Origin of the sequence: Lysobacter panacisoli (genome assembly GCF_009765165.1) — a bacterium.
In the GTDB taxonomy this organism is placed as follows: Bacteria; Pseudomonadota; Gammaproteobacteria; order Xanthomonadales; family Xanthomonadaceae; genus Lysobacter_J; species Lysobacter_J panacisoli.
This window is the reverse complement of record NZ_VLNU01000001.1, coordinates 2,995,746-3,013,207: the sequence shown is the minus strand read 5'-3', so window position 1 is coordinate 3,013,207 and position 17,462 is coordinate 2,995,746. Positions and strand designations below refer to the sequence as shown.

17 protein-coding genes are annotated in these 17,462 nt (G+C 67.6%); 7 read left to right on the top strand and 10 right to left on the bottom strand.

The annotated features are described in order from the left end of the window. Window positions 1-44: 44 nt before the first annotated feature. Genes FOF45_RS14060 through FOF45_RS14050 form a run of 3 tightly spaced genes read left to right on the top strand, consistent with a single transcriptional unit; the run spans window position 45 to window position 3,568 of the window. Complete coding sequence (locus tag FOF45_RS14060; RefSeq protein ID WP_233264148.1) at window positions 45-1,412, top strand: FAD-dependent oxidoreductase; 1,368 nt, start codon at window positions 45-47, stop codon at window positions 1,410-1,412. Further along, window positions 1,412-2,854, top strand: coding sequence for an exodeoxyribonuclease I (gene sbcB, locus FOF45_RS14055; protein WP_158985905.1), 1,443 nt, complete (start codon window positions 1,412-1,414; stop codon window positions 2,852-2,854). Before FOF45_RS14060 ends, sbcB begins: the two co-directional genes overlap by 1 nt. A 27-nt stretch (window positions 2,855-2,881) precedes the next feature. Then, window positions 2,882-3,568 (top strand): DUF2461 domain-containing protein, encoded by a 687-nt coding sequence (locus FOF45_RS14050; protein ID WP_158985903.1) that lies wholly within the window; start codon window positions 2,882-2,884, stop codon window positions 3,566-3,568. Window positions 3,569-3,750: 182 nt separating this feature from the next. Here FOF45_RS14050 and cfa read toward each other — a convergent pair whose 3' ends face one another. The 5 genes from cfa to FOF45_RS18375 form a co-directional block, all read right to left on the bottom strand. After that, entirely contained in the window at window positions 3,751-4,878 is a 1,128-nt protein-coding gene (gene cfa, locus FOF45_RS14045) for a cyclopropane fatty acyl phospholipid synthase (protein WP_158985901.1), read from the bottom strand. A gap of 78 nt (window positions 4,879-4,956) precedes the next feature. After that, window positions 4,957-5,817 carry a DUF3298 and DUF4163 domain-containing protein gene (locus tag FOF45_RS14040; protein WP_158985899.1) on the bottom strand — a complete coding sequence of 287 codons (861 nt, stop codon included), beginning with the start codon at window positions 5,815-5,817 and terminating at the stop codon, window positions 4,957-4,959. A gap of 80 nt (window positions 5,818-5,897) precedes the next feature. Then, window positions 5,898-6,611 (bottom strand): pseudouridine synthase, encoded by a 714-nt coding sequence (locus FOF45_RS14035; protein WP_158985897.1) that lies wholly within the window; start codon window positions 6,609-6,611, stop codon window positions 5,898-5,900. Between the two features lie 160 nt (window positions 6,612-6,771). Continuing rightward, window positions 6,772-7,050, bottom strand: a complete 279-nt coding sequence (locus FOF45_RS14030; RefSeq protein ID WP_158985895.1) for a GNAT family N-acetyltransferase — start codon at window positions 7,048-7,050, stop codon at window positions 6,772-6,774. Window positions 7,051-7,085: 35 nt separating this feature from the next. Then, window positions 7,086-7,808 (bottom strand): hypothetical protein, encoded by a 723-nt coding sequence (locus FOF45_RS18375; protein WP_158985893.1) that lies wholly within the window; start codon window positions 7,806-7,808, stop codon window positions 7,086-7,088. A 218-nt stretch (window positions 7,809-8,026) separates the two neighbouring features. On the opposite strand from FOF45_RS18375, the gene FOF45_RS14020 reads away from it, so the two are divergent. Next, on the top strand, window positions 8,027-8,212 hold the full coding sequence (locus tag FOF45_RS14020) for a hypothetical protein (RefSeq protein ID WP_158985891.1): 186 nt from the start codon (window positions 8,027-8,029) through the stop codon (window positions 8,210-8,212). 34 nt (window positions 8,213-8,246) lie between these two features. Here the strand turns inward: FOF45_RS14020 and FOF45_RS14015 are convergent, their stop codons facing one another. From FOF45_RS14015 to FOF45_RS14000, 4 genes are all read right to left on the bottom strand, one after another. After that, complete coding sequence (locus FOF45_RS14015; protein ID WP_158985889.1) at window positions 8,247-8,852, bottom strand: rhomboid family intramembrane serine protease; 606 nt, start codon at window positions 8,850-8,852, stop codon at window positions 8,247-8,249. A gap of 19 nt (window positions 8,853-8,871) precedes the next feature. Further along, complete coding sequence (locus FOF45_RS14010; protein WP_158985887.1) at window positions 8,872-10,467, bottom strand: POT-type proton-dependent oligopeptide transporter; 1,596 nt, start codon at window positions 10,465-10,467, stop codon at window positions 8,872-8,874. A 183-nt stretch (window positions 10,468-10,650) separates the two neighbouring features. After that, complete coding sequence (locus tag FOF45_RS14005; RefSeq protein WP_158985885.1) at window positions 10,651-11,433, bottom strand: hypothetical protein; 783 nt, start codon at window positions 11,431-11,433, stop codon at window positions 10,651-10,653. Beyond that, window positions 11,430-12,059, bottom strand: coding sequence for a glutathione S-transferase family protein (locus FOF45_RS14000; protein WP_158987529.1), 630 nt, complete (start codon window positions 12,057-12,059; stop codon window positions 11,430-11,432). Before FOF45_RS14000 ends, FOF45_RS14005 begins: the two co-directional genes overlap by 4 nt. Window positions 12,060-12,220: 161 nt before the next feature. Between FOF45_RS14000 and ligD the strand changes: the two genes are divergently transcribed. After that, a complete protein-coding gene (gene ligD / locus FOF45_RS13995; RefSeq protein ID WP_158985883.1) occupies window positions 12,221-14,779 on the top strand; it encodes a DNA ligase D in 2,559 nt (852 codons plus the stop codon). An 18-nt stretch (window positions 14,780-14,797) separates the two neighbouring features. On the opposite strand, the gene FOF45_RS13990 is transcribed toward ligD, so the two are convergent. Next, entirely contained in the window at window positions 14,798-15,715 is a 918-nt protein-coding gene (locus FOF45_RS13990) for a LysR family transcriptional regulator (protein ID WP_158985881.1), read from the bottom strand. 125 nt (window positions 15,716-15,840) lie between these two features. Here FOF45_RS13990 and FOF45_RS13985 point away from each other — a divergent pair, with 125 nt between their 5' ends. Next, window positions 15,841-16,542 carry a pirin family protein gene (locus tag FOF45_RS13985; RefSeq protein WP_158985879.1) on the top strand — a complete coding sequence of 234 codons (702 nt, stop codon included), beginning with the start codon at window positions 15,841-15,843 and terminating at the stop codon, window positions 16,540-16,542. Between the two features lie 229 nt (window positions 16,543-16,771). Beyond that, entirely contained in the window at window positions 16,772-17,371 is a 600-nt protein-coding gene (gene wrbA / locus FOF45_RS13980; protein ID WP_158985877.1) for an NAD(P)H:quinone oxidoreductase, read from the top strand. Window positions 17,372-17,462 lie beyond the last annotated feature (91 nt).

Below are 17,462 nucleotides of genomic sequence, written 5' to 3'. Positions count from 1 at the left end.
AAATGGATCCCCGCCTTCGCGGGGATGACATCGGGAAATCGAACGTGACAGAACCTCACAACCGCCACATCACGATCATCGGCGCCGGCCTCGCGGGCGCGGTGCTCGCCACGCTGCTGGTGCAGCGCGGCTGGCGCGTGGACGTGTACGAGAAGCGCGGCGATCCGCGAGTGCAGGGCTATGGCGGCGGGCGCTCGATCAATCTCGCGCTGGCCGAACGCGGACGCCATGCGCTGCGCCTGGCCGGCGCGGACGAATCGGTGATGCGCCATGCGGTGATGATGCGCGGACGCATGGTGCACTTCCTCGACGGCCGCACCGACCTGCAGCGCTATGGCCGCGACGACAGCGAGGTGATCTGGTCGGTGCACCGCGGCGAACTCAACGTCGTCCTGCTCGACATCGCCGAGCGCGCCGGCGTGCGCCTGCATTTCGATCGCGGGCTGCGCGATGTGGATTTCGATGCACGCATCGCCACCTTCACCGATCCGCGCGACGGCAGCGCGCACCAGGTGGCGTTCGAATCGCTGGTCGGCGCGGATGGCGCGGGCTCGTCGTTGCGTGCTGCGATGACCAAGCGCACGGATCTGGGCGAGCGCACCGAACTGCTCGGCCACTCGTACAAGGAGCTGGAAATCCCGCCGGCCGCCGACGGCAGCTTCCCGATCGAGCCCAACGCGCTGCACATCTGGCCGCGCGGCCGCTACATGTGCATCGCCCTGCCCAACGACGAGCGCACCTTCACGGTCACGCTGTTCCTGCCCAACGAAGGCAATCCGAGTTTCGCCACCATCCGCAACGGTGCCGATGCGCGCGCGCTGTTCGAGCGTGACTTCGCCGACGCTCTGCCGCTGATCCCGGACCTCGAACGCGACTTCGAGCAGAACCCGACCGGCCTGCTCGCCACGCTGTACCTCGATCGCTGGCACTTCGACGATCGCGCGGTGCTGGTTGGTGACGCTGCGCATGCGATGGTGCCCTTCCACGGCCAGGGCATGAACTGCGCGTTCGAGGACTGCGTTGCGCTGGCCGAACACCTCGACGCACAACCGGATCTCGCCTCCGCTTACGCCGCGTTCCAGGCCGAACGCCTGCCCAACGCGCGCGCGATCCAGGCGATGGCGCTGGAGAACTACCTGGAGATGCGCGACCGCGTCGACGACGACGACTACCTGCTGCAGCGCGCGCTCGAACGCAAGCTGGCCGAGCGCCATCCGGCGCACTTCGTGCCGCGCTATTCGATGGTGACGTTCCAGCGCGTTCCCTACGCCACCGCCTACGAACGCGGCCGCCAGCAGCGCGAGTTGCTGATCGAACTGACCCGCGGGCACCATTCGCTGGACACGCTCGACTGGCACGCGGTCGACGCAGCCGTGCACGCGCGCCTGTCGCCGCTTTCCGTGGACGCGTGATGCCAGCGAGTTTCCTCTTCTACGACCTGGAAACCTTCGGCGCGGACCCGCGCACCTCGCGCATCGCGCAGTTCGCGGCGATCCGTACCGATGCGGACCTGGAGCAGATCGACGAGCCCATCAGCGTGTTCGTGCGCCCGGCCGACGATCTGCTGCCCTCACCGGGCGCGACGATGGTCACCGGCATCACGCCGCAGCACGCGCTGGCCGAAGGCATGCCGGAAGCAGCGGCGTTCTCGCTGATCTTCGAGGAGATGTCGCGCCCGGAGACCTGCTCGCTCGGCTACAACTCGCTGCGCTTCGACGACGAATTCGTGCGCTACGGCCTGTTCCGCAACTTCCACGACGCCTACGAACGCGAATGGCGCGGCGGCAACTCGCGCTGGGACCTGCTCGACGTGCTGCGGCTCGCGCATGCGCTGCGTCCCGACGGACTGGTCTGGCCCAAGCGCGAGGACGGTGCGACCTCGTTCAAGCTCGAACATCTGGCCCTCGCCAACGACGTGCGTATCGGCGACGCGCACGAGGCGCTGTCCGACGTGCGCGCATTGATCGGACTGGCGCGGCGACTCAAGACCGCGCAGCCGCGGTTCTGGGATTACGCGATGCGCCTGCGCGACAAGCGCTATGCCGCCAGTCTGCTCGACGTGGTCGCGATGACGCCGGTGCTTCATGTCTCGCAACGCTTTCCTGCGAGCAGGATGTCGTCCGCCGCGGTCGTGCCGGTCGCGCGGCATCCGCGCATCGACAGCCGTGTGATCGTGTTCGATCTCGACCAGGATCCGGATGCCCTGCTCCGCCTCGATGCCGACGAGATCGCCGAGCGCCTGTACGTGCGTGCCGCGGACCTGCCGGAAGGCGAATCGCGCGTGGCGCTGAAGGAAGTCCATACCAATCGCTGCCCCGCGCTGGTCAGCTGGGATCATCTGCGTGCCCCGGATTTCGAGCGGCTGCGTATCGATCCGGTGCTGGCCGAATCGCGTGCCGCGCGCATCCGCGAAGCGGGTCCGTCGCTGGTGGAGAAGGTGCGACAGGTGTTCTCCGCGCAGCGCGTGCGCACGCCGACCGATGTCGATGCGTCGCTGTACGACGGCTTCATCGGCGACGGCGACAAGCGCCTGTTCCCGCAGGTGCGCACGACGCCGCCGGAAGCGCTGGGGCTGGCCGATTTCCCATTCCGCGACGTGCGACTGCCGGAGATGCTGTTCCGCTACCGCGCGCGCAACTGGCCGCAGACGCTGTCCAACGACGAATGGACGCGCTGGAACGACTACCGCCGCTGGCGCCTGTGTTCCGAATCCGGCGTGTCGGAGTACAGCTTCGCGCGTTACGCCGAGGAAATCGCGGCGCTGCGCGTCGTGCACGCGGACGACACTGGCAAGCAGGTATTGCTCGACCGCCTGGACGCCTGGGGCCGCGAGATCGCGGCGAGCCTCGCGTAAGCGATACGAAACCGACGAAGAATCCCCATGCCCACCTATTTCAGCGACGCAAGCTTCAAGTTCCTGCGCGGCATCGCGCGCCACAACGAACGCGAGTGGTTCCAGGCGCACAAGGCCGACTACGACGCGAACGTGCGCGAACCGTTCCAGCGCCTGCTCACCGATCTGCAGCCAGTGCTGGCCGGCGTGAGCGCGCATTACCGCGCCGAGCCCAAGACCGTCGGCGGATCGCTGTTCCGCATCCAGCGCGACACGCGCTTCGCCAACGACAAGACGCCGTACAAGACCTGGCAGGGTGCGCGGTTGTTCCATGAGCGCGGACGTCAGGTCGAGGCACCGTCGTTCTACGTGCAGATCCAGCCCGGCAACTGCTTCTTCGGTACGGGCCTGTGGCATCCGGAGCCTGACACGCTGCGTCGCGTGCGCCACTTCATCCTAGACAACCCCGGCAGCTGGAAAGCCGCCGCGCACGACGCCAAGTTCCGTCGCCGCTTCGACCTGGACGACAGCGAAGTGCTCACGCGCATGCCGCGCGGCTTCCCGGACGATTTCGAGTTCGCCGACGACCTCAAGCGCAAGAACTTCGTCGCCTACCGCGCGATCGAGGACGCCACGATGACCGGCCCGCGCCTTCTCAAGACACTGGAAACCGACCTGCAGGGACTGGCGCGTTTCACCGACTACCTGTGCGCGGCGCTGGACCTGGAGTTCTGAGGCCAGGTCGCTCCCGCTAAAGTGATGCAATGGCATCGTTGCCCAGGCTGTCATTCCCGCGAAGGCGGGAATCCAACTGTGCGCGAATCACACCGTCCGGAAGTCGGGATCGATGCCTAAAGCTGGATTCCCGCCTTCGCGGGAATGACGAGCCATAACCCTCTCGCAGTTGACGGGAGACCTCACCTCGGCGCCACGTACCCGCCCGGCACGCCATTGCGCGACAGCACGACCTGCCACAGCTGCGCATGGCGGCTGCGGAACGCCGCCATCGAACCAGCGAGGTAGAAACGCCACATGCGGCGGAAGCGTTCGTCGTAGCGCTCATCGAGGTCCGGCCACGCGCGTTCGACGTTGGAGCGCCACGCCTGCAGCGTGCGGTCGTAATCGGTGCCGAAGTTATGCCAGTCCTCCATCACGAACAGGCCCTCGCTCGCGTCGGTGATCTGCGCGGCCGAGGGCAGCATCGAGTTGGGGAAGATGTACTTGGCGATCCACGGATCGGTGTGGTGCACCGAACGGTTGGTGCCGATGGTGTGCAGCAGGAACATGCCGTCGTCGTCCAGGCAGCGGCGCGCGACTTCGAAGTAGGTACGGTAGTTCTTCACGCCGACGTGCTCGAACATGCCCAGCGAGAACGAGCGGTCGAACGGTTCGTCGAGTTCGCGGTAATCCTGCAGGCGGATCTCGATCGGCAAGTGCGCGCACAGCTCGCGTGCGTAGGCGGCCTGCTCGCGCGAGACGGTCACGCCGACGCCGCTCACGCCGTAGCGTTCCGCGGCGAACTTCAGCGCTTCGCCCCAACCGCAGCCGATGTCGAGCACGCGCATGCCGGGCTGCAGGCCGAGCTTGCGGCAGACCAGGTCGAGCTTGGCTTCCTGCGCCGCGTCCAGGTCGTCCAGCGCGCGGCCGAAACGATCGCGCCAGTAGGCGCAGCTGTACACGAGGCGTTGCCCGAGCATGGCGCGGTAGAGATCGTTGCCGAGGTCGTAATGGCGCTCACCTATCTGGAAGCTGCGTCCGCGGCTCTGCAGGTTGCGCAGGCGCGCCCAAAGCGCGTCGATCGCCACGCCTACGCCGCGCACTTTCTGGTCGAGGTCGGCGGCGAGCACGTGGTAGAGGAACTCGTCGAGCGACGGCGCGCGCCACCAGCCGTCCATGTAGGACTCGCCCAGTCCGAGCGACCCCTGCCCCAGCACGCGCGCGTAGAAGCGCTCGTCGCCGACCTGCACGTCCCAGGGCCGATCCCCGCCGACGCGGATATCGGCCAACGACAACAACTGCTCGACCCGACTGCGCAATGCGGACATGGCGACCCCGCGGCTGTGGACGAACGATGCCGGCTCCAGACCGGCGTCCGCGTCGTGCGGACAGGATGAACCTTGATGCTAGCGCGAAGCGTCAGCGCTGTTCAGGGCGGGGGCGGCAAACAGCGTCCTGAATTCGGGGGCGATGTGCGGCAGCAGCACCTCGGCGGGCACTTCGACGGTCTGGGTGCCGTCCGAGTACGGTCCAACCTGATACGGCGCGAACACGAAACGCAGCCCGGCCAGGCGCCCGTCCGGCGCGGCCATCGGTTCGAACAGGGCGAAGTCGGCCGGATCCGGCTGGGTGCCGTCGTCGATCATGCGCGAGGCGTTCTTGACCACCTCCTCGCGTTCCTCCGGCGGCAGCGCGTCGGCATCGACGCGTTGCGACAGCGCGGCGTGCAACTGCTCGCGCACGTAGTCGGAAATCACCTTCCAGCCGTCGGCGCCGGGCACCAGCTCGCGCGAGGTCAACAGGCGCCCAGTCTGCGGCAGCCAGACGAAGCGCGCGATCAGCGGTGCTCCGTGCGCGCCGCCGGTGTAGCTGCTGCCGTCGGCTGCCACTGCGACCACCGATGGCGTTTCCATGACGTCGGTGAAGGTGAGCGAGAGGTCGTACGGCGCGCTGGTCGCGCCGCCCGGCTGGGCACGCGCCTTCGCCGCTTCGATCAGTTCCGCGCGAGCGTTGTCGGCGTAACGCTTCAGTTCCGCCGCGAGTCCCGGATAGCGCGCGGTGGAGACCTGATAGCTGATGCCGATGATGTAGTCCGCGGTCGATTCGGAGACGTCGTCCAGTCGCGTCGCGGGTACGGTGGCGTCCGGCGCGGCCGGTGCGGTCTGCGGAGCGGCGCCTGGAGTCGTGGTTGACGGCGGGGCGGGAGATTCTCGCTGGCAGGCCGCCAATGCCACCGCCAACGCACACAGCCAGAACAGTCGCTTCATGGGCAATCCCTTGTCATGGCGAAAGGTTAGCGACGCGGGCGTGATGCCCGAATCACAGCCTTTTCACCACTCAGGCGTCCTCACCACTGGTCGCGTTGGGGCAACAGTCCCTGCAGTTCGGCGTCGGTCAGGTTGCGCCACTGGCCCGGCTTGAGGTGGCCGAGCTTGACGTTGCCGATGCGCACGCGCAGCAGCTGCTTCACCCGCAGGCCGAAGTGCGCGGCCATCAGGCGGATCTGCCGGTTCAGGCCCTGCACCAGCACGATGCGGAAACCGAACTTGCCCAGCCGGCCGGTCCGGCACGGCAGCGTCATCTGCCCGTGCACCGGCACGCCACGCGCCATCCCGCGCAGGAATTCGTCGGTGACGGCGTGGTTGACCGCGACCAGGTATTCCTTTTCCAGCTTGTTCTCGGCGCGCAGGATCTCGTTGACGATGTCGCCGTTGCTGGTGAGCAGGATCAACCCTTCGGAATCCTTGTCGAGGCGGCCGATCGGGAAGATGCGGCGCTCGTGGCCGACGAAGTCGACGATGTTGTCCTTCACGCCCGACTCGGTCGTGCTGGTGACGCCGACCGGCTTGTTGAGCGCGATGTAGACGTGCTGGCGCTTGCCCTTGGCGGCGGTGCGGACCTTCAGCGGCTGGCCGTCGACCAGTACCTGGTCGCCCTCGCCCAGTTCGGCGCCGACGCGGGCGCGCAGGCCGTTGACCGTGACCCGGCCTTCGGCGATGAGGCGGTCGGCCTCGCGTCGCGAGCAGAAGCCGGTGTCGCTGATGTGCTTGTTCAGGCGCATGCGGGCCGGCGCCGGAGGCGCCGCGGTTCGGGGGATGGGGCGCGAATGCTGTCACACCTGCGGCCCGCGCGCAGCATTCCGGTGTCGCGCGGGGGTGGAGGCGGCATCCTGCGCGGACTGTCTGCGGGCGCCTGCCGCGCAGGAAGCCACCTCCGTGGGGTCAGCCGAGCAGCTGGTTGTACTCGGGATGACGCTCCACCCAACCGGCCGCGTAGGCGCACTTGGGGCGGACGTGCCAGCCCTGGGAGCGGGCGTACTCGAACGCGGCCCGGACCAGCTCGCCGGCGATGCCGCGACCGCCGATCGCGTCGGGCACGCCGGTGTGGACGATGACCATGTGCTCGCCTTCGCGGTGGTACTCGAGCACGGCCATCTCGCCGTCGACCGTGGTGCTGAAGACGCCCGTCGCGGCGTCGTGCTGGATGTTGTGCGTGGTCATGCGCGGGCCTGTGCGGGAGGAGTGGCCATCATCGCTCAGCGCGCATCGCGCTTGCCCTGGTTGCGCCGGTCCTGGCTGCCCATGTGGCCCTGGATGGCCTGCATCCGGGTTTCGGCCGCGTGCAGCTCGTTGGCCTTCGCCGAGGCGCTGTCGGACTGGAAGCCCGGCTTGGGCGCGTGGGTCTGCTGCGGATCGAGCTGCTGCCACGGTTGCGGCTGATGGTCGCGCTCGTGCTTGGCGGCGAGCAGTTCGAGCGTGTTGGCCAGGGCCTGCTCGGGGGTGATCCTGGGCTTCGCGGTGCGAGTGCGCTTGCGGGCGGCAGTCGTCGTCTTGCGACCCGTCGCCTTGCGCGCGGTGGCCTTGGATGCGGTCCGCTTCGCCGCGGTCTTGCGGGCGGTTCCGGTGCGGGCGGTGGTCTTCTTCGCGGTCTTGCGAACGGCCTTCTTCGACGCGGCCTTGCGCACGACCTTCTTCACCGCCTTCTTGGCGACGGCCTTCTTCGCGACCTTGCGGGTCGCTTTCTTCGCGGCGGTCTTGCGCGCCGTGGTCTTCTTCGTGGCCTTCTTCGCCGCGACCTTGCGAGCCGTGGTCTTCTTCGCGGCCTTGCTCGCGGTCTTCTTCGCCACCTTCTTCGCCGGTGCCTTGCGGGCCGACTTCTTGGCGGCCTTCTTCACGGCCTTCTTCGCGGTCTTGCGGGCCGCGGCCTTCTTCGCGGTGGACTTGCGGGCGGTGGTCTTGCCGGCCTTCCTCATCGCCATGCCTGGACTCCTGGGCAATCGGGGGTGAGGTCGGGATAACACGCGCGACATTCATGCCAAGTGATCGGACCGGGCGACCCGTCGCGTCAGTCGACCCAACCCGCAGCGACCAGGTGTGACCGGTCGCGTCACCCTGCTCCAGCCGGAAGCCCGTCGCGACGTATGGCACGGAATCTGCGTGATCAATTACCGGATTTCACGCTTACGGAGCACATCCCATGAACGTGCATCACCTGACCCTCGACCACGTCAGCGACGACCAGCTGATGTCGCGCCTGTACGAACTGGCGCGCAACGGCAAGCAGGACTCGATCGAGACCGCCCAGATCGACGCCGAGGTCTACAACCGCCTGATCCAGGCCTACGGCGAAGCCACCGCCGAAGCCGGCCTGCGCGCCGCCTGACGCACGAACGCGGGGCTTCGCGCCCCGCCCTGCGTCACCCGAACGACGGACTCATCAGTCGTTGCAGGAACACCGCGCCGATGCGCGGTTCCATCAGCAGCATGAACAGCACGCCGTAGGCCGCACCCGACAGGTGCGCGCTGTGGTTGATGTTGTCGCCGCCACGCTTGTCCATCCAGAACGAATACCCCACGTACATCACCGCGTACAGGATGGCGGGCATCGGCAGGAAGAACACGAAGATCAGCGTCCACGGCGCCAGCAGGATGTAGGCGAACAGCACCGCCGACACCGCGCCCGATGCCCCCAGGCTGCGGTAGTGCGGATCGTGCCGGTGGCGCAGGTAGGTCGGCAGGATCGCGATCACTATCGCCGACAGGTAGAACAGCACGAATCCCACCGGACCGATCAGCTTCGCCATCACGGCTTCGATCTGCCGACCGAAGAAGTACAGCGTGATCATGTTGAACAGCAGGTGGGTCCAGTCGGCGTGGATGAAGCCGTGGGTCACCAGCCGGTCGTACTGCTTCTTCCGGTCGATCGCCGGCGGCCACAGGATCAGGCGGTCGAGCAGGCGCGGCCGCTCGAACGCCAGCCAAGACACCAGCACGGTCACGCCGATCAGCAGGAAGGTCAGCATCGCTCGGATCCCCTGCGCATCACGCGGTGCGGTAGTTGTCCTGCATCGGATAGCGTCGCGCGTACAGCGCGAACGCCACCGCCGCGAGGAACGCGAAGCCGGCGAAGAAGAACATCAGGAAGGCGTTCTCGCTCAGGCCGGTCGCGCCGATATGCGAGGTCACCGTCTCGTTGCGCACGCCGGCGTTGGTCAGCAGCACCCACAGGTTGCCGAACGTGCTGGCCAGGTACCAGAACGCCATGATCACGCCCTTCATCGCCTGCGGCGCCTGGCTGTAGGCGAATTCCAGCGCGGTCGCCGACACCAGCACCTCGCCGAAGGTCAGCAGCGCGTACGGCAGCATCTGCCACGCCAGCGAGACCGGATCGCCGCCGTCCATCCACAGCTGCAGCAGGCCGGCGAAGATCCACGCCACGCCCGAGAACGCGATGCCCGCGCCCATGCGCCGCAGCGGCGTCGGATTGAAGCCCATGCGCGCCAGCGCCGGGTACAGCACCAGGTTGTTGAACGGGATGATCAGCATCACCAGCGCCGGGTTCAGCGCCTGCATCTGCGCGGCGTCCTTGACCAGCCAGCTCGGCCACCACCACGCGTCGTGCGGCATGACCATGTTGTTGCCCTGTAGCACCCACGTCGACGCCTTCTGGTCGAACAGCGACCAGAACGGCGTGGTCAGCGCGAACACGATCAGGATGCGCAGCACCGCGCGCACGCCATCGACCGACGCATCCGGATGGCGGCCGCGCGCCCGATCCAGCTGCATCGAGGTGCCCATGCCGCCGAAGGCGATGACCAGGCCCAGCGCGAGGCACGCGCAGATCACGAAACCCAGCTGCGGGATCAGCAGCAGCGCGCCCAGCGCGAGCACGCCACCGATCGCCGCCACCACCAGCCCCGGACGTCCCTGCCCCGGCGCCTGCGCCAGCAGCGCGGTACGCGCCACGTGCAGGAACGAATTCGGATCGGCCGCGGTCGGCGGCACGTTCACGTACTGCTTGCGGCCCAGCCAGAAGATGAAGGTGGCGACGAACATCAGCGCGCCGGGGATGCCGAATGCGATCGCCGGCCCGTAGCTGCGCAGGAAGATCGGCATCAGCAGCGAAGCGAAGAAGCTGCCGAAATTGATGATCCAGTAGAACGCGTCGAAGACGCTGCGCGCGCGGTGCTTGTTCGACTGGTCGAACTGGTCGCCGACGAAGGACACCACCAGCGGTTTGATGCCGCCCGATCCCAGCGCGATCAGGAACAGCCCCGTATAGAAGCCGCTGCGATTGTTCTCGAACATCGCCAGGCACGCGTGGCCCGCGCAGTAGATCAGCGAGAACCACATGACGGTCTTGTACTTGCCGAAGAACCGGTCGGCCAGCCAGCCGCCCAGCAGCGGGAAGAAATACACGCCGATCACGAAGGTGTGGAACACCTCCTTGGCCATGCCCTGGCGCTCGGCCTCGGGCAGGTAGGCGAGCATCGCGCTGCTGGCCAGGAACTGCACCAGGATGTTGCGCATCCCGTAGAAACTGAAGCGCTCGCAGGCCTCGTTGCCGATGATGTAGGGAATCTGGCGCGGAAGTGGCGCCCGGGTATCGGTGGCTGCTGCGCTTGCGGAAATCGTCATCCGGTCCTGCCTGTGCTGGTGATCGCCCGGAATCCGTCCTGTGGGCAAAAAATCAGCGAAGGGGCCGTGGCCTGCCTCCGCCGTGCCCGGAGAGTAGCAAGGCGATGCCGGCAAGCGAAGTGCTTGATTCCGCGGTTGGCGCCGTCGCGGGCGGCGGCGCGTCGCGCCCGCCGCCCGGCGTGTTCACGGTGTCGCGGCCGTCTCGGCAGCGTCGTCGAGCACCATCTCGTCACCGTCGGAGACGTCCGGATCGCCCTGCACGTCGAGCTCGTAACGGAAGTTCTGCATCATGCTGCGCGGCCCTTCCTTGTATGCGGCGGTAATGGCGAGCTGGTGCGGCCCCGGCGGCAACGGCTTGAGCATCAGCCAGTAGCCGTCGCTCGACGACGCCGGCAGGTCGGGCGACCGCGCGAAGCAGTCGCCGGCGGCCACGCGCATGCGCTGCAGCTGGCCCACGGGACGACCATCGATCAGCACCAGGCCCGTGTTCACGTGATCGGCCAGGCGCGCGCTCGCGGCCTGCTTTTCTTCGCAGGACATCCCGCCGCCCGCATCCCCACCGTCGATCGCCCAGGTGATGAGCGGGACGAAGACGTGGCGACCGGCCGGGATCGTGCAGTTGCGCACGGCATCGCCGCGACCGGTGGTACCGGCCAGGAACCACACCGCCCCGTCCTGGTGCATCGCGCAGCGGCTGCCGTCCTGGTCCGCGTACGGCGCCTCGTCGCCGAAACGTCCGGCCCACTGCCACCAGCGCACGACCCACTGCGCCTGCGACTGTCCGTCGACGACGCTGTCGGACGGAAGCCAGTGCGTTTCCAGCGTGACCACCGGCGGCGGCGGCGGAGCTTCGCGCTGCTTGCTCCAGCCCATCTCTTCGCGGATGTCCTGCACTTCCTTACAGCCCGCGACCAGCAGCAGGCCAAGCAGGCACGGAACGGCAATGCGCCAGCGGGATGCGGTCATGCCCATTCGGTCAATCCCTCGCGTTCGTACAGGGTGCGGAACGACGGTCGCGCCTTCATGCGCTGCGCGAGCGCCGCCAGGTGCGGCCACTCATGGCCCGGACGCGGCATGCTGCGGGTCCAGCGCATCAGCATGGCCAGGTAGAAGTCGGCCGCGCTCAGGCGTTCGCCGAGCAGGTACGGCCCGTTCGCGGCGAGATGTGCGTCGAGGCGATCCCACGTCGCTTCGATCTTGCGACGCGCGCCGTCGCGGACGGCGTCCGCGAGCGATTCGTCGATGTCCTGCGGATACCACCACAGTCGCAGCGGCGACTGCAGCGTGTTGGCGAGGTTCAACATCCACTGCAGGTAGGCGCCGCGCTGTGCGTCGCCGGGCTGCGGTGCGAAACCGGCATCGGCATGGCGGTCGGCCAGGTGCAGCACCAGTGCGGCGGCTTCGTACAGCGGCGTGCCGCCGTCGATCAGCGTCGGCACGACGCCATTGGGATTGAGCGCGAGGTACTCGGCGCTCTTCTGCTGCTTCGCCTGCGTATCGACCAGGCGCAGTTCGTGCGGCACGCCGAGTTCGATTAGCAACCAATGGACGACCAGGCTCGCCGCCCCCGGCGAGTAGTACAGGCTGTACATGCGCATTCCCCCTTGCGAGGGTCGAATGATGGCATGCGTTACGCCATCCGGGCAGGCCAATCGTGTGACACGCGCGTAGAGTGCTATCGCCGTCGCGGCTTTCGCATCGCGTCCACCGCCTCCGTCGGATGGTGGAGCCCCCTGCTCCGCGCGTCGTGCCAATGAGCCTCGCCGAATACCGCCGCAAGCGTCAATTTTCCGGCACCCGCGAACCGGAGCCCGGCAAGCGCCTGCCGCAGGGCAAGCGCGCGATCTTCATCGTGCAGCTGCATCACGCCAGCCGTCGCCATTACGACTTCCGTCTGCAAATCGGCGACGCGCTCAAGAGCTGGGCGGTGCCGAAAGGTCCGAGCTACGACCCGACGGTCAAGCGCATGGCGGTGGAAGTCGAGGACCATCCGGTCGATTACGCGGGCTTCGAAGGCGAAATCCCGAAGGGCCATTACGGCGGTGGCCACGTCGCGCAGTTCGACCACGGCGTCTGGTCGACCGAACACGATCCCGAAGCGCAACTCGCCAAGGGCCACCTGCATTTCGAACTGTTCGGCGACAAGCTCAAGGGCGGCTGGCACCTGGTGCGCTCGGGCAAGGCCGCGCGCCAGCCGCAGTGGCTGCTGTTCAAGGATCGCGACGAATATGCCGGCACGCTGGAGGCCGACGACCTACTCGCCGATGTCACGCCGCCTCCAGAAGAAGACGCGAAACGCGCCGGTCGCGGCAAGGCCGTGCGCAAGTCGCGCACCGGCGTGCCCGTGCTGGCCGGAACGAAGAAGCGCGACTGGGCGAAACGTGCGGCAAAGCTGCCTGGCGCGCGCAAGGCCGCCGCGCCGACGGAGTTCTTCGCGCCGCAGCTTGCGCGCCTGGGCGATGCGCCACCGCAGGGCGAACAGTGGCTGCACGAGATCAAGTGGGACGGCTACCGCATCGTCGCGACGGTCGCGAAGGGCAAGGCGCGGCTGTGGTCGCGCAACGCGCTGGACTGGACCGCCAAGGTGCCGGAGATCACCGCCGCGATCGAAGCCCTCGGCCTGCAATCGGCGGCACTCGACGGCGAGCTGATCGCCGGCACCGGCAAGCGCGCGGATTTCAACCTGCTGCAGGCCACGCTGTCGGGCGAGAAGATGGGCTCGCTCTCTTATGCGCTCTTCGACCTGCTCCACATCGACGGCATCGACATCGCCGACGCGCCACTCGTCGAACGCAAGGCGCTGCTGCAGGACGTGCTCGGCGACGGCACGCGCCATCTGTCATACAGCTCGCACGCGGTCGGCGACGGCGAGGAGGCATTCGCGCTGGCCAGCCAGCAGGATTTCGAAGGCATCATCTCCAAGCGCGCGGACCGTCCTTACCATCCCGGCCGCGGCGACGACTGGCGCAAGACCAAGGCGCTGCACGGCGACGAATACGCCGTCGTCGGGTATACCGCGCCCAAGGGCAGTCGCAGCGGCTTCGGTTCGCTGCTGCTCGCCACGCCCGACCGAGAGCACGGCTGGCGCTATGTCGGCCGCGTCGGCAGTGGCTTTTCCGACGAACTGTTGAAGCAACTCACCCGCCGCATCGGTCGCGCCGGCCGCAAGGAACCGACCGTGTTCGTGCCGGAGAACGACACCGACCTGCGCAGCGCGCAGTGGTTCGATCCGCGCTTCGTGGTCGAGGTGAACTTCCGCGGCGTCGGCGGACAGGGACTGCTGCGCCAGCCGTCGCTGAAGGCGGTGCGCGACGATAAATCGGTCGATGACCTGCGCGACAGCGACAGCGGATCGCGCGGCGCGACGAAGGCGAATGCGGCCACGACGCGCGGCAAGGCGACGAAGAAGACGGCGCCCCGATTGAACAAGCCAATCGCGCGCACGCCGCCGAAACTCAGCAGCCCTACCAAGGTGCTCTATCCCGACGACGGCTACACCAAGCTCGACGTCGCCAACTACTACACCGCGGTGATGGACCACCTGCTGCCGGAAATCGCCGGACGGCCGCTGTCGATCATCCGCTGTCCATCCGGCACCGCCAACGCGTGCTTCTTTCAAAAACACCACACGCCCGGCATGGAGCTGGTGCGCTTCGTTCGGCTGAAGGAAGAGACCGGCAACAATGCCAACTACCTCGTCGTCGACGATGCCGCCGCGCTGATGGAACTGGTGCAGTTCAACGCACTGGAATTCCACCCTTGGGGTGCGCACGCGGACGATCCCGATCGCGCCGACCGCGTGGTGTTCGATCTCGATCCCGGCCCCGATGTTCCGTTCGCGGAAGTGAAGCGCGCCGCGCTCGACGTGCGCCGACGACTGGACGAGATCGGACTGGAATCCTTCCTGCGCACCACCGGCGGCAAGGGCCTGCATGTGGTGGTGCCGTTGGCCCCTGTAGACGAGTGGACACTGGTCAAGCGGTTCGCGCAGAGCTTCGCGGAAGTGATGGCGCAGTCCGAGCCCGATCGCTTCCTCTCGGTCGCGAGCAAGCGGCTGCGCAACAAGCGCATCTACGTCGACTACCTGCGCAACGGCCGGGGTGCGACCGCCGTGGCCTCATACTCGTTGCGCGCACGTCCGGGCGCTCCGGTGGCGATGCCTCTGGCGTGGAACGAACTGGGCGCGCTCAAGCGCGGCGACGCCTTCACCCTCGCGGATGTTCCCGAGCGCCTGAAGCGACGGCGCAAGGATCCGTGGGCCGGCATGACAAAACTCAGGCAGAACCTGGCGAGCTTCGCCGGTGCGGAATGAAACGAAGACGCGCGACCATCAGCCCTCGCGCTCTGCCCACGGCGCCTTCTCGAACTTCTTCACCAGATGTTCGATCAACACCTGCACGCGCACCGGGCGCACGCGTCCGGGCGGTGTGACCACGTGCAGCGCGATCGGCGGCGGCGACCAGTCCGGCATCACGATTTCCAGCTTGCCCGCCTTGAGCTCGCGCCAGATCAGGAACTCCGGCTGCAGGGCCAACCCGAGCCCAGCCAACAGCGCCGGATTGAGCGCCTCGGCGTTGTTGACGCGCAGTGGCGCCGGCACGCTGATCGAGAAATCGCCGTGGCGGCGATGGTGGAATCGCCACGCACTGCCGAAGCGCGACAGCGTGTAGAACAGCGCGTTGTGCGAAGCGAGTTCGCGCGGATGGCGCGGGCGGCCATTGCGTTCCAGGTACTCGGGCGCCCCCACCAGCAGCACGCGCACGCCGCACAGGCGGCGCGCGAGCAGGCTCGAATCGGCCAGCGCCGAAATGCGCAGCGCGAGATCGAAACCGCCACCGACCAGATCGACCATGCCGTCGTCGAAATCGATCTCCAGCGACACGTCGGGGTGGCGCGCCATGAAATCCGGCAATACCGGCGCGAGGTGTTCGATGCCGAACGACATCGGCACCGCCATGCGCACCTGTCCACGCGGGCTGGCCGCCTGCGCGGTGACCTCGGCCTCCACCGCCTCGCCCTCGGCGAGGATGCGGCTGGCGCGTTCCAGCGCGCCGCGCCCGCTTTCGGTCAGCGACATGCGCCGCGACGTGCGATGGAACAACACCGTCTTCAGCCGCGTTTCCAGACGCGTGATGGCCTTGGACACGGTCGCTTGAGACAGGCCCAGCTCGCCCGCGGCGCGCGCGAACGAGCCGGTTTCGGCGACCTTGGCGAAGATCGCCCAGGCTTCCAGGTCGGGCAGTTTCATGGTCGCTGTGGCTCCGTCGTGATCATGCAAGGAATGGAAACGATCATATTCGATTCGTTCCATTCTCAAGACTACCGGGGACGCCTATCTTGGCGCCACTCCTCCACCACTTCCGGAGCAAGGCCATGATCGAGCGTCGCCCGTTCAACTCCCTCGGCGGAGCCAACCACGGTTGGCTCGATGCCAAGCACCACTTCTCGTTCGCCAGCTACCACGACCAGGCCCGCATGGGCTGGGGCGCCCTGCGCGTGTGGAACGACGACACGATCGCCGCCAACACCGGCTTTCCGCCGCACCCGCATTCGGACATGGAAATCATCACCTACGTCCGCGACGGCGCGATCACGCACCAGGACAACCTGGGCAACCGTGGCCGCACCGAGGCCGGCGACGTTCAGGTGATGAGCGCCGGCACCGGCATCCAGCACGCCGAATACAACCTGGAGCCGATCACCACGCGCATCTTCCAGATCTGGATCATCCCCGATGCGCGCGGCGGCGCTCCGACCTGGGGCAGCAAGCCCTTCCCGAAGGGCGACCGCTCCGGGCGCTTCGTCACCCTCGCCAGCGGCATCGCCGGTGACGAAGACGCCCTGCCGATCCGCGCCAACGCGCGCGTGCTGGGCCTGAACCTCGCCGCGGGCGAATCGGCGCAGTACGACTTCGGCGGCGATCGCTACGGCTACCTCGTGCCGGCCAAGGGTGCGATCGAAGTGAACGGCGTGCGCCTCGAAGCGCGCGACGGCGCAGCGATCCGCAACGAAGGTGCGATCACGGTCAAGGCGATCGAAGACGCCGAGGTCGTGCTGGTCGACAGCGCGCCGTAAGTTTTGCTCAAGCGCCGGAAGAGGGGTACGCGCGTAGTGCGCACCCTACCCCTCTCCCTGGCCACCTGCGGTGGCCTGTCCCTCTCAGCTCTGCACTCCCTGCGGTCGCCGCAAGGGGAGAGGGAAAGCGCAAGCACAACAGCAACCCCATCCAATCCACCTCCCCTCACGCCCCGCATCGTGGCGACGAGGGGCGGACATCCATCCCCAACTGCATCGAGGAACACCGATGGCCAAGATCCTGGTCCTGTACTACTCCGCCTATGGGCACGTCGAAACGATGGCGCAGGCGATCGCCGAAGGCGCGCGAGGCGCCGGTGCGCAGGTCGACATCAAGCGCGTGCCGGAACTGGTACCGGAAGACGTCGCACGCCGCTCGCACTACAAGCTCGACCAGGCCGCGCCGATCGCGACCATCGACGATCTCCCCAACTACGACGCCATCGTCATCGGCACCGGCACGCGCTTCGGCCGCATGTCCTCGCAGATGGCCAACTTCCTCGATCAGGCCGGCGGCCTGTGGGCGCGCGGTGCGCTGCATGGCAAGGTCGGCTCGGCCTTCGCTTCCACCGCCACGCAGCACGGCGGCCAGGAAACCACGCTGTTCTCGATCATCACCAACATGCTGCATTTCGGCATGGTCGTGGTCGGCCTGGACTATGGCCACGCCGGCCAGATGCGCCTGGACGAAGTCACCGGCGGTTCGCCGTACGGCTCGACCACCATCGCCGGCGGCGACGGTTCGCGCCAGCCGACCCAGAACGAACTCGACGGTGCCCGCTACCAGGGCCGCGTCGTCGCCGAGACCGCGATCCGCCTGCACGGCTGATCGCCATCGCGGCCGGCGTCCACGCGACGCCGGCCCGCGACCGGTGGGCCATCGATCCGATCGGTGGCGATCACCGCCGCCTCCGGCCACT

Bases quoted from the DNA above. Each gene is read 5' to 3' on its own strand.
- FOF45_RS14010 (WP_158985887.1), bottom strand. From the start codon at position 10,467: ATGACGATTTCCGCAAGCGCAGCAGCCACCGATACCCGGGCGCCACTT.
- wrbA (WP_158985877.1), top strand. From the start codon at position 16,772: ATGGCCAAGATCCTGGTCCTGTACTACTCCGCCTATGGGCACGTCGAA.
- FOF45_RS14050 (WP_158985903.1), top strand. From the start codon at position 2,882: ATGCCCACCTATTTCAGCGACGCAAGCTTCAAGTTCCTGCGCGGCATC.
- sbcB (WP_158985905.1), top strand. From the start codon at position 1,412: ATGCCAGCGAGTTTCCTCTTCTACGACCTGGAAACCTTCGGCGCGGAC.
- FOF45_RS13985 (WP_158985879.1), top strand. From the start codon at position 15,841: ATGATCGAGCGTCGCCCGTTCAACTCCCTCGGCGGAGCCAACCACGGT.
- FOF45_RS14005 (WP_158985885.1), bottom strand. From the start codon at position 11,433: ATGACCGCATCCCGCTGGCGCATTGCCGTTCCGTGCCTGCTTGGCCTG.
- FOF45_RS14015 (WP_158985889.1), bottom strand. From the start codon at position 8,852: ATGCTGACCTTCCTGCTGATCGGCGTGACCGTGCTGGTGTCTTGGCTG.
- FOF45_RS18375 (WP_158985893.1), bottom strand. From the start codon at position 7,808: ATGGCGATGAGGAAGGCCGGCAAGACCACCGCCCGCAAGTCCACCGCG.
- FOF45_RS14040 (WP_158985899.1), bottom strand. From the start codon at position 5,817: ATGAAGCGACTGTTCTGGCTGTGTGCGTTGGCGGTGGCATTGGCGGCC.
- FOF45_RS14020 (WP_158985891.1), top strand. From the start codon at position 8,027: ATGAACGTGCATCACCTGACCCTCGACCACGTCAGCGACGACCAGCTG.
- ligD (WP_158985883.1), top strand. From the start codon at position 12,221: ATGAGCCTCGCCGAATACCGCCGCAAGCGTCAATTTTCCGGCACCCGC.
- cfa (WP_158985901.1), bottom strand. From the start codon at position 4,878: ATGTCCGCATTGCGCAGTCGGGTCGAGCAGTTGTTGTCGTTGGCCGAT.
- FOF45_RS14035 (WP_158985897.1), bottom strand. From the start codon at position 6,611: ATGCGCCTGAACAAGCACATCAGCGACACCGGCTTCTGCTCGCGACGC.
- FOF45_RS13990 (WP_158985881.1), bottom strand. From the start codon at position 15,715: ATGAAACTGCCCGACCTGGAAGCCTGGGCGATCTTCGCCAAGGTCGCC.
- FOF45_RS14030 (WP_158985895.1), bottom strand. From the start codon at position 7,050: ATGACCACGCACAACATCCAGCACGACGCCGCGACGGGCGTCTTCAGC.
- FOF45_RS14000 (WP_158987529.1), bottom strand. From the start codon at position 12,059: ATGTACAGCCTGTACTACTCGCCGGGGGCGGCGAGCCTGGTCGTCCAT.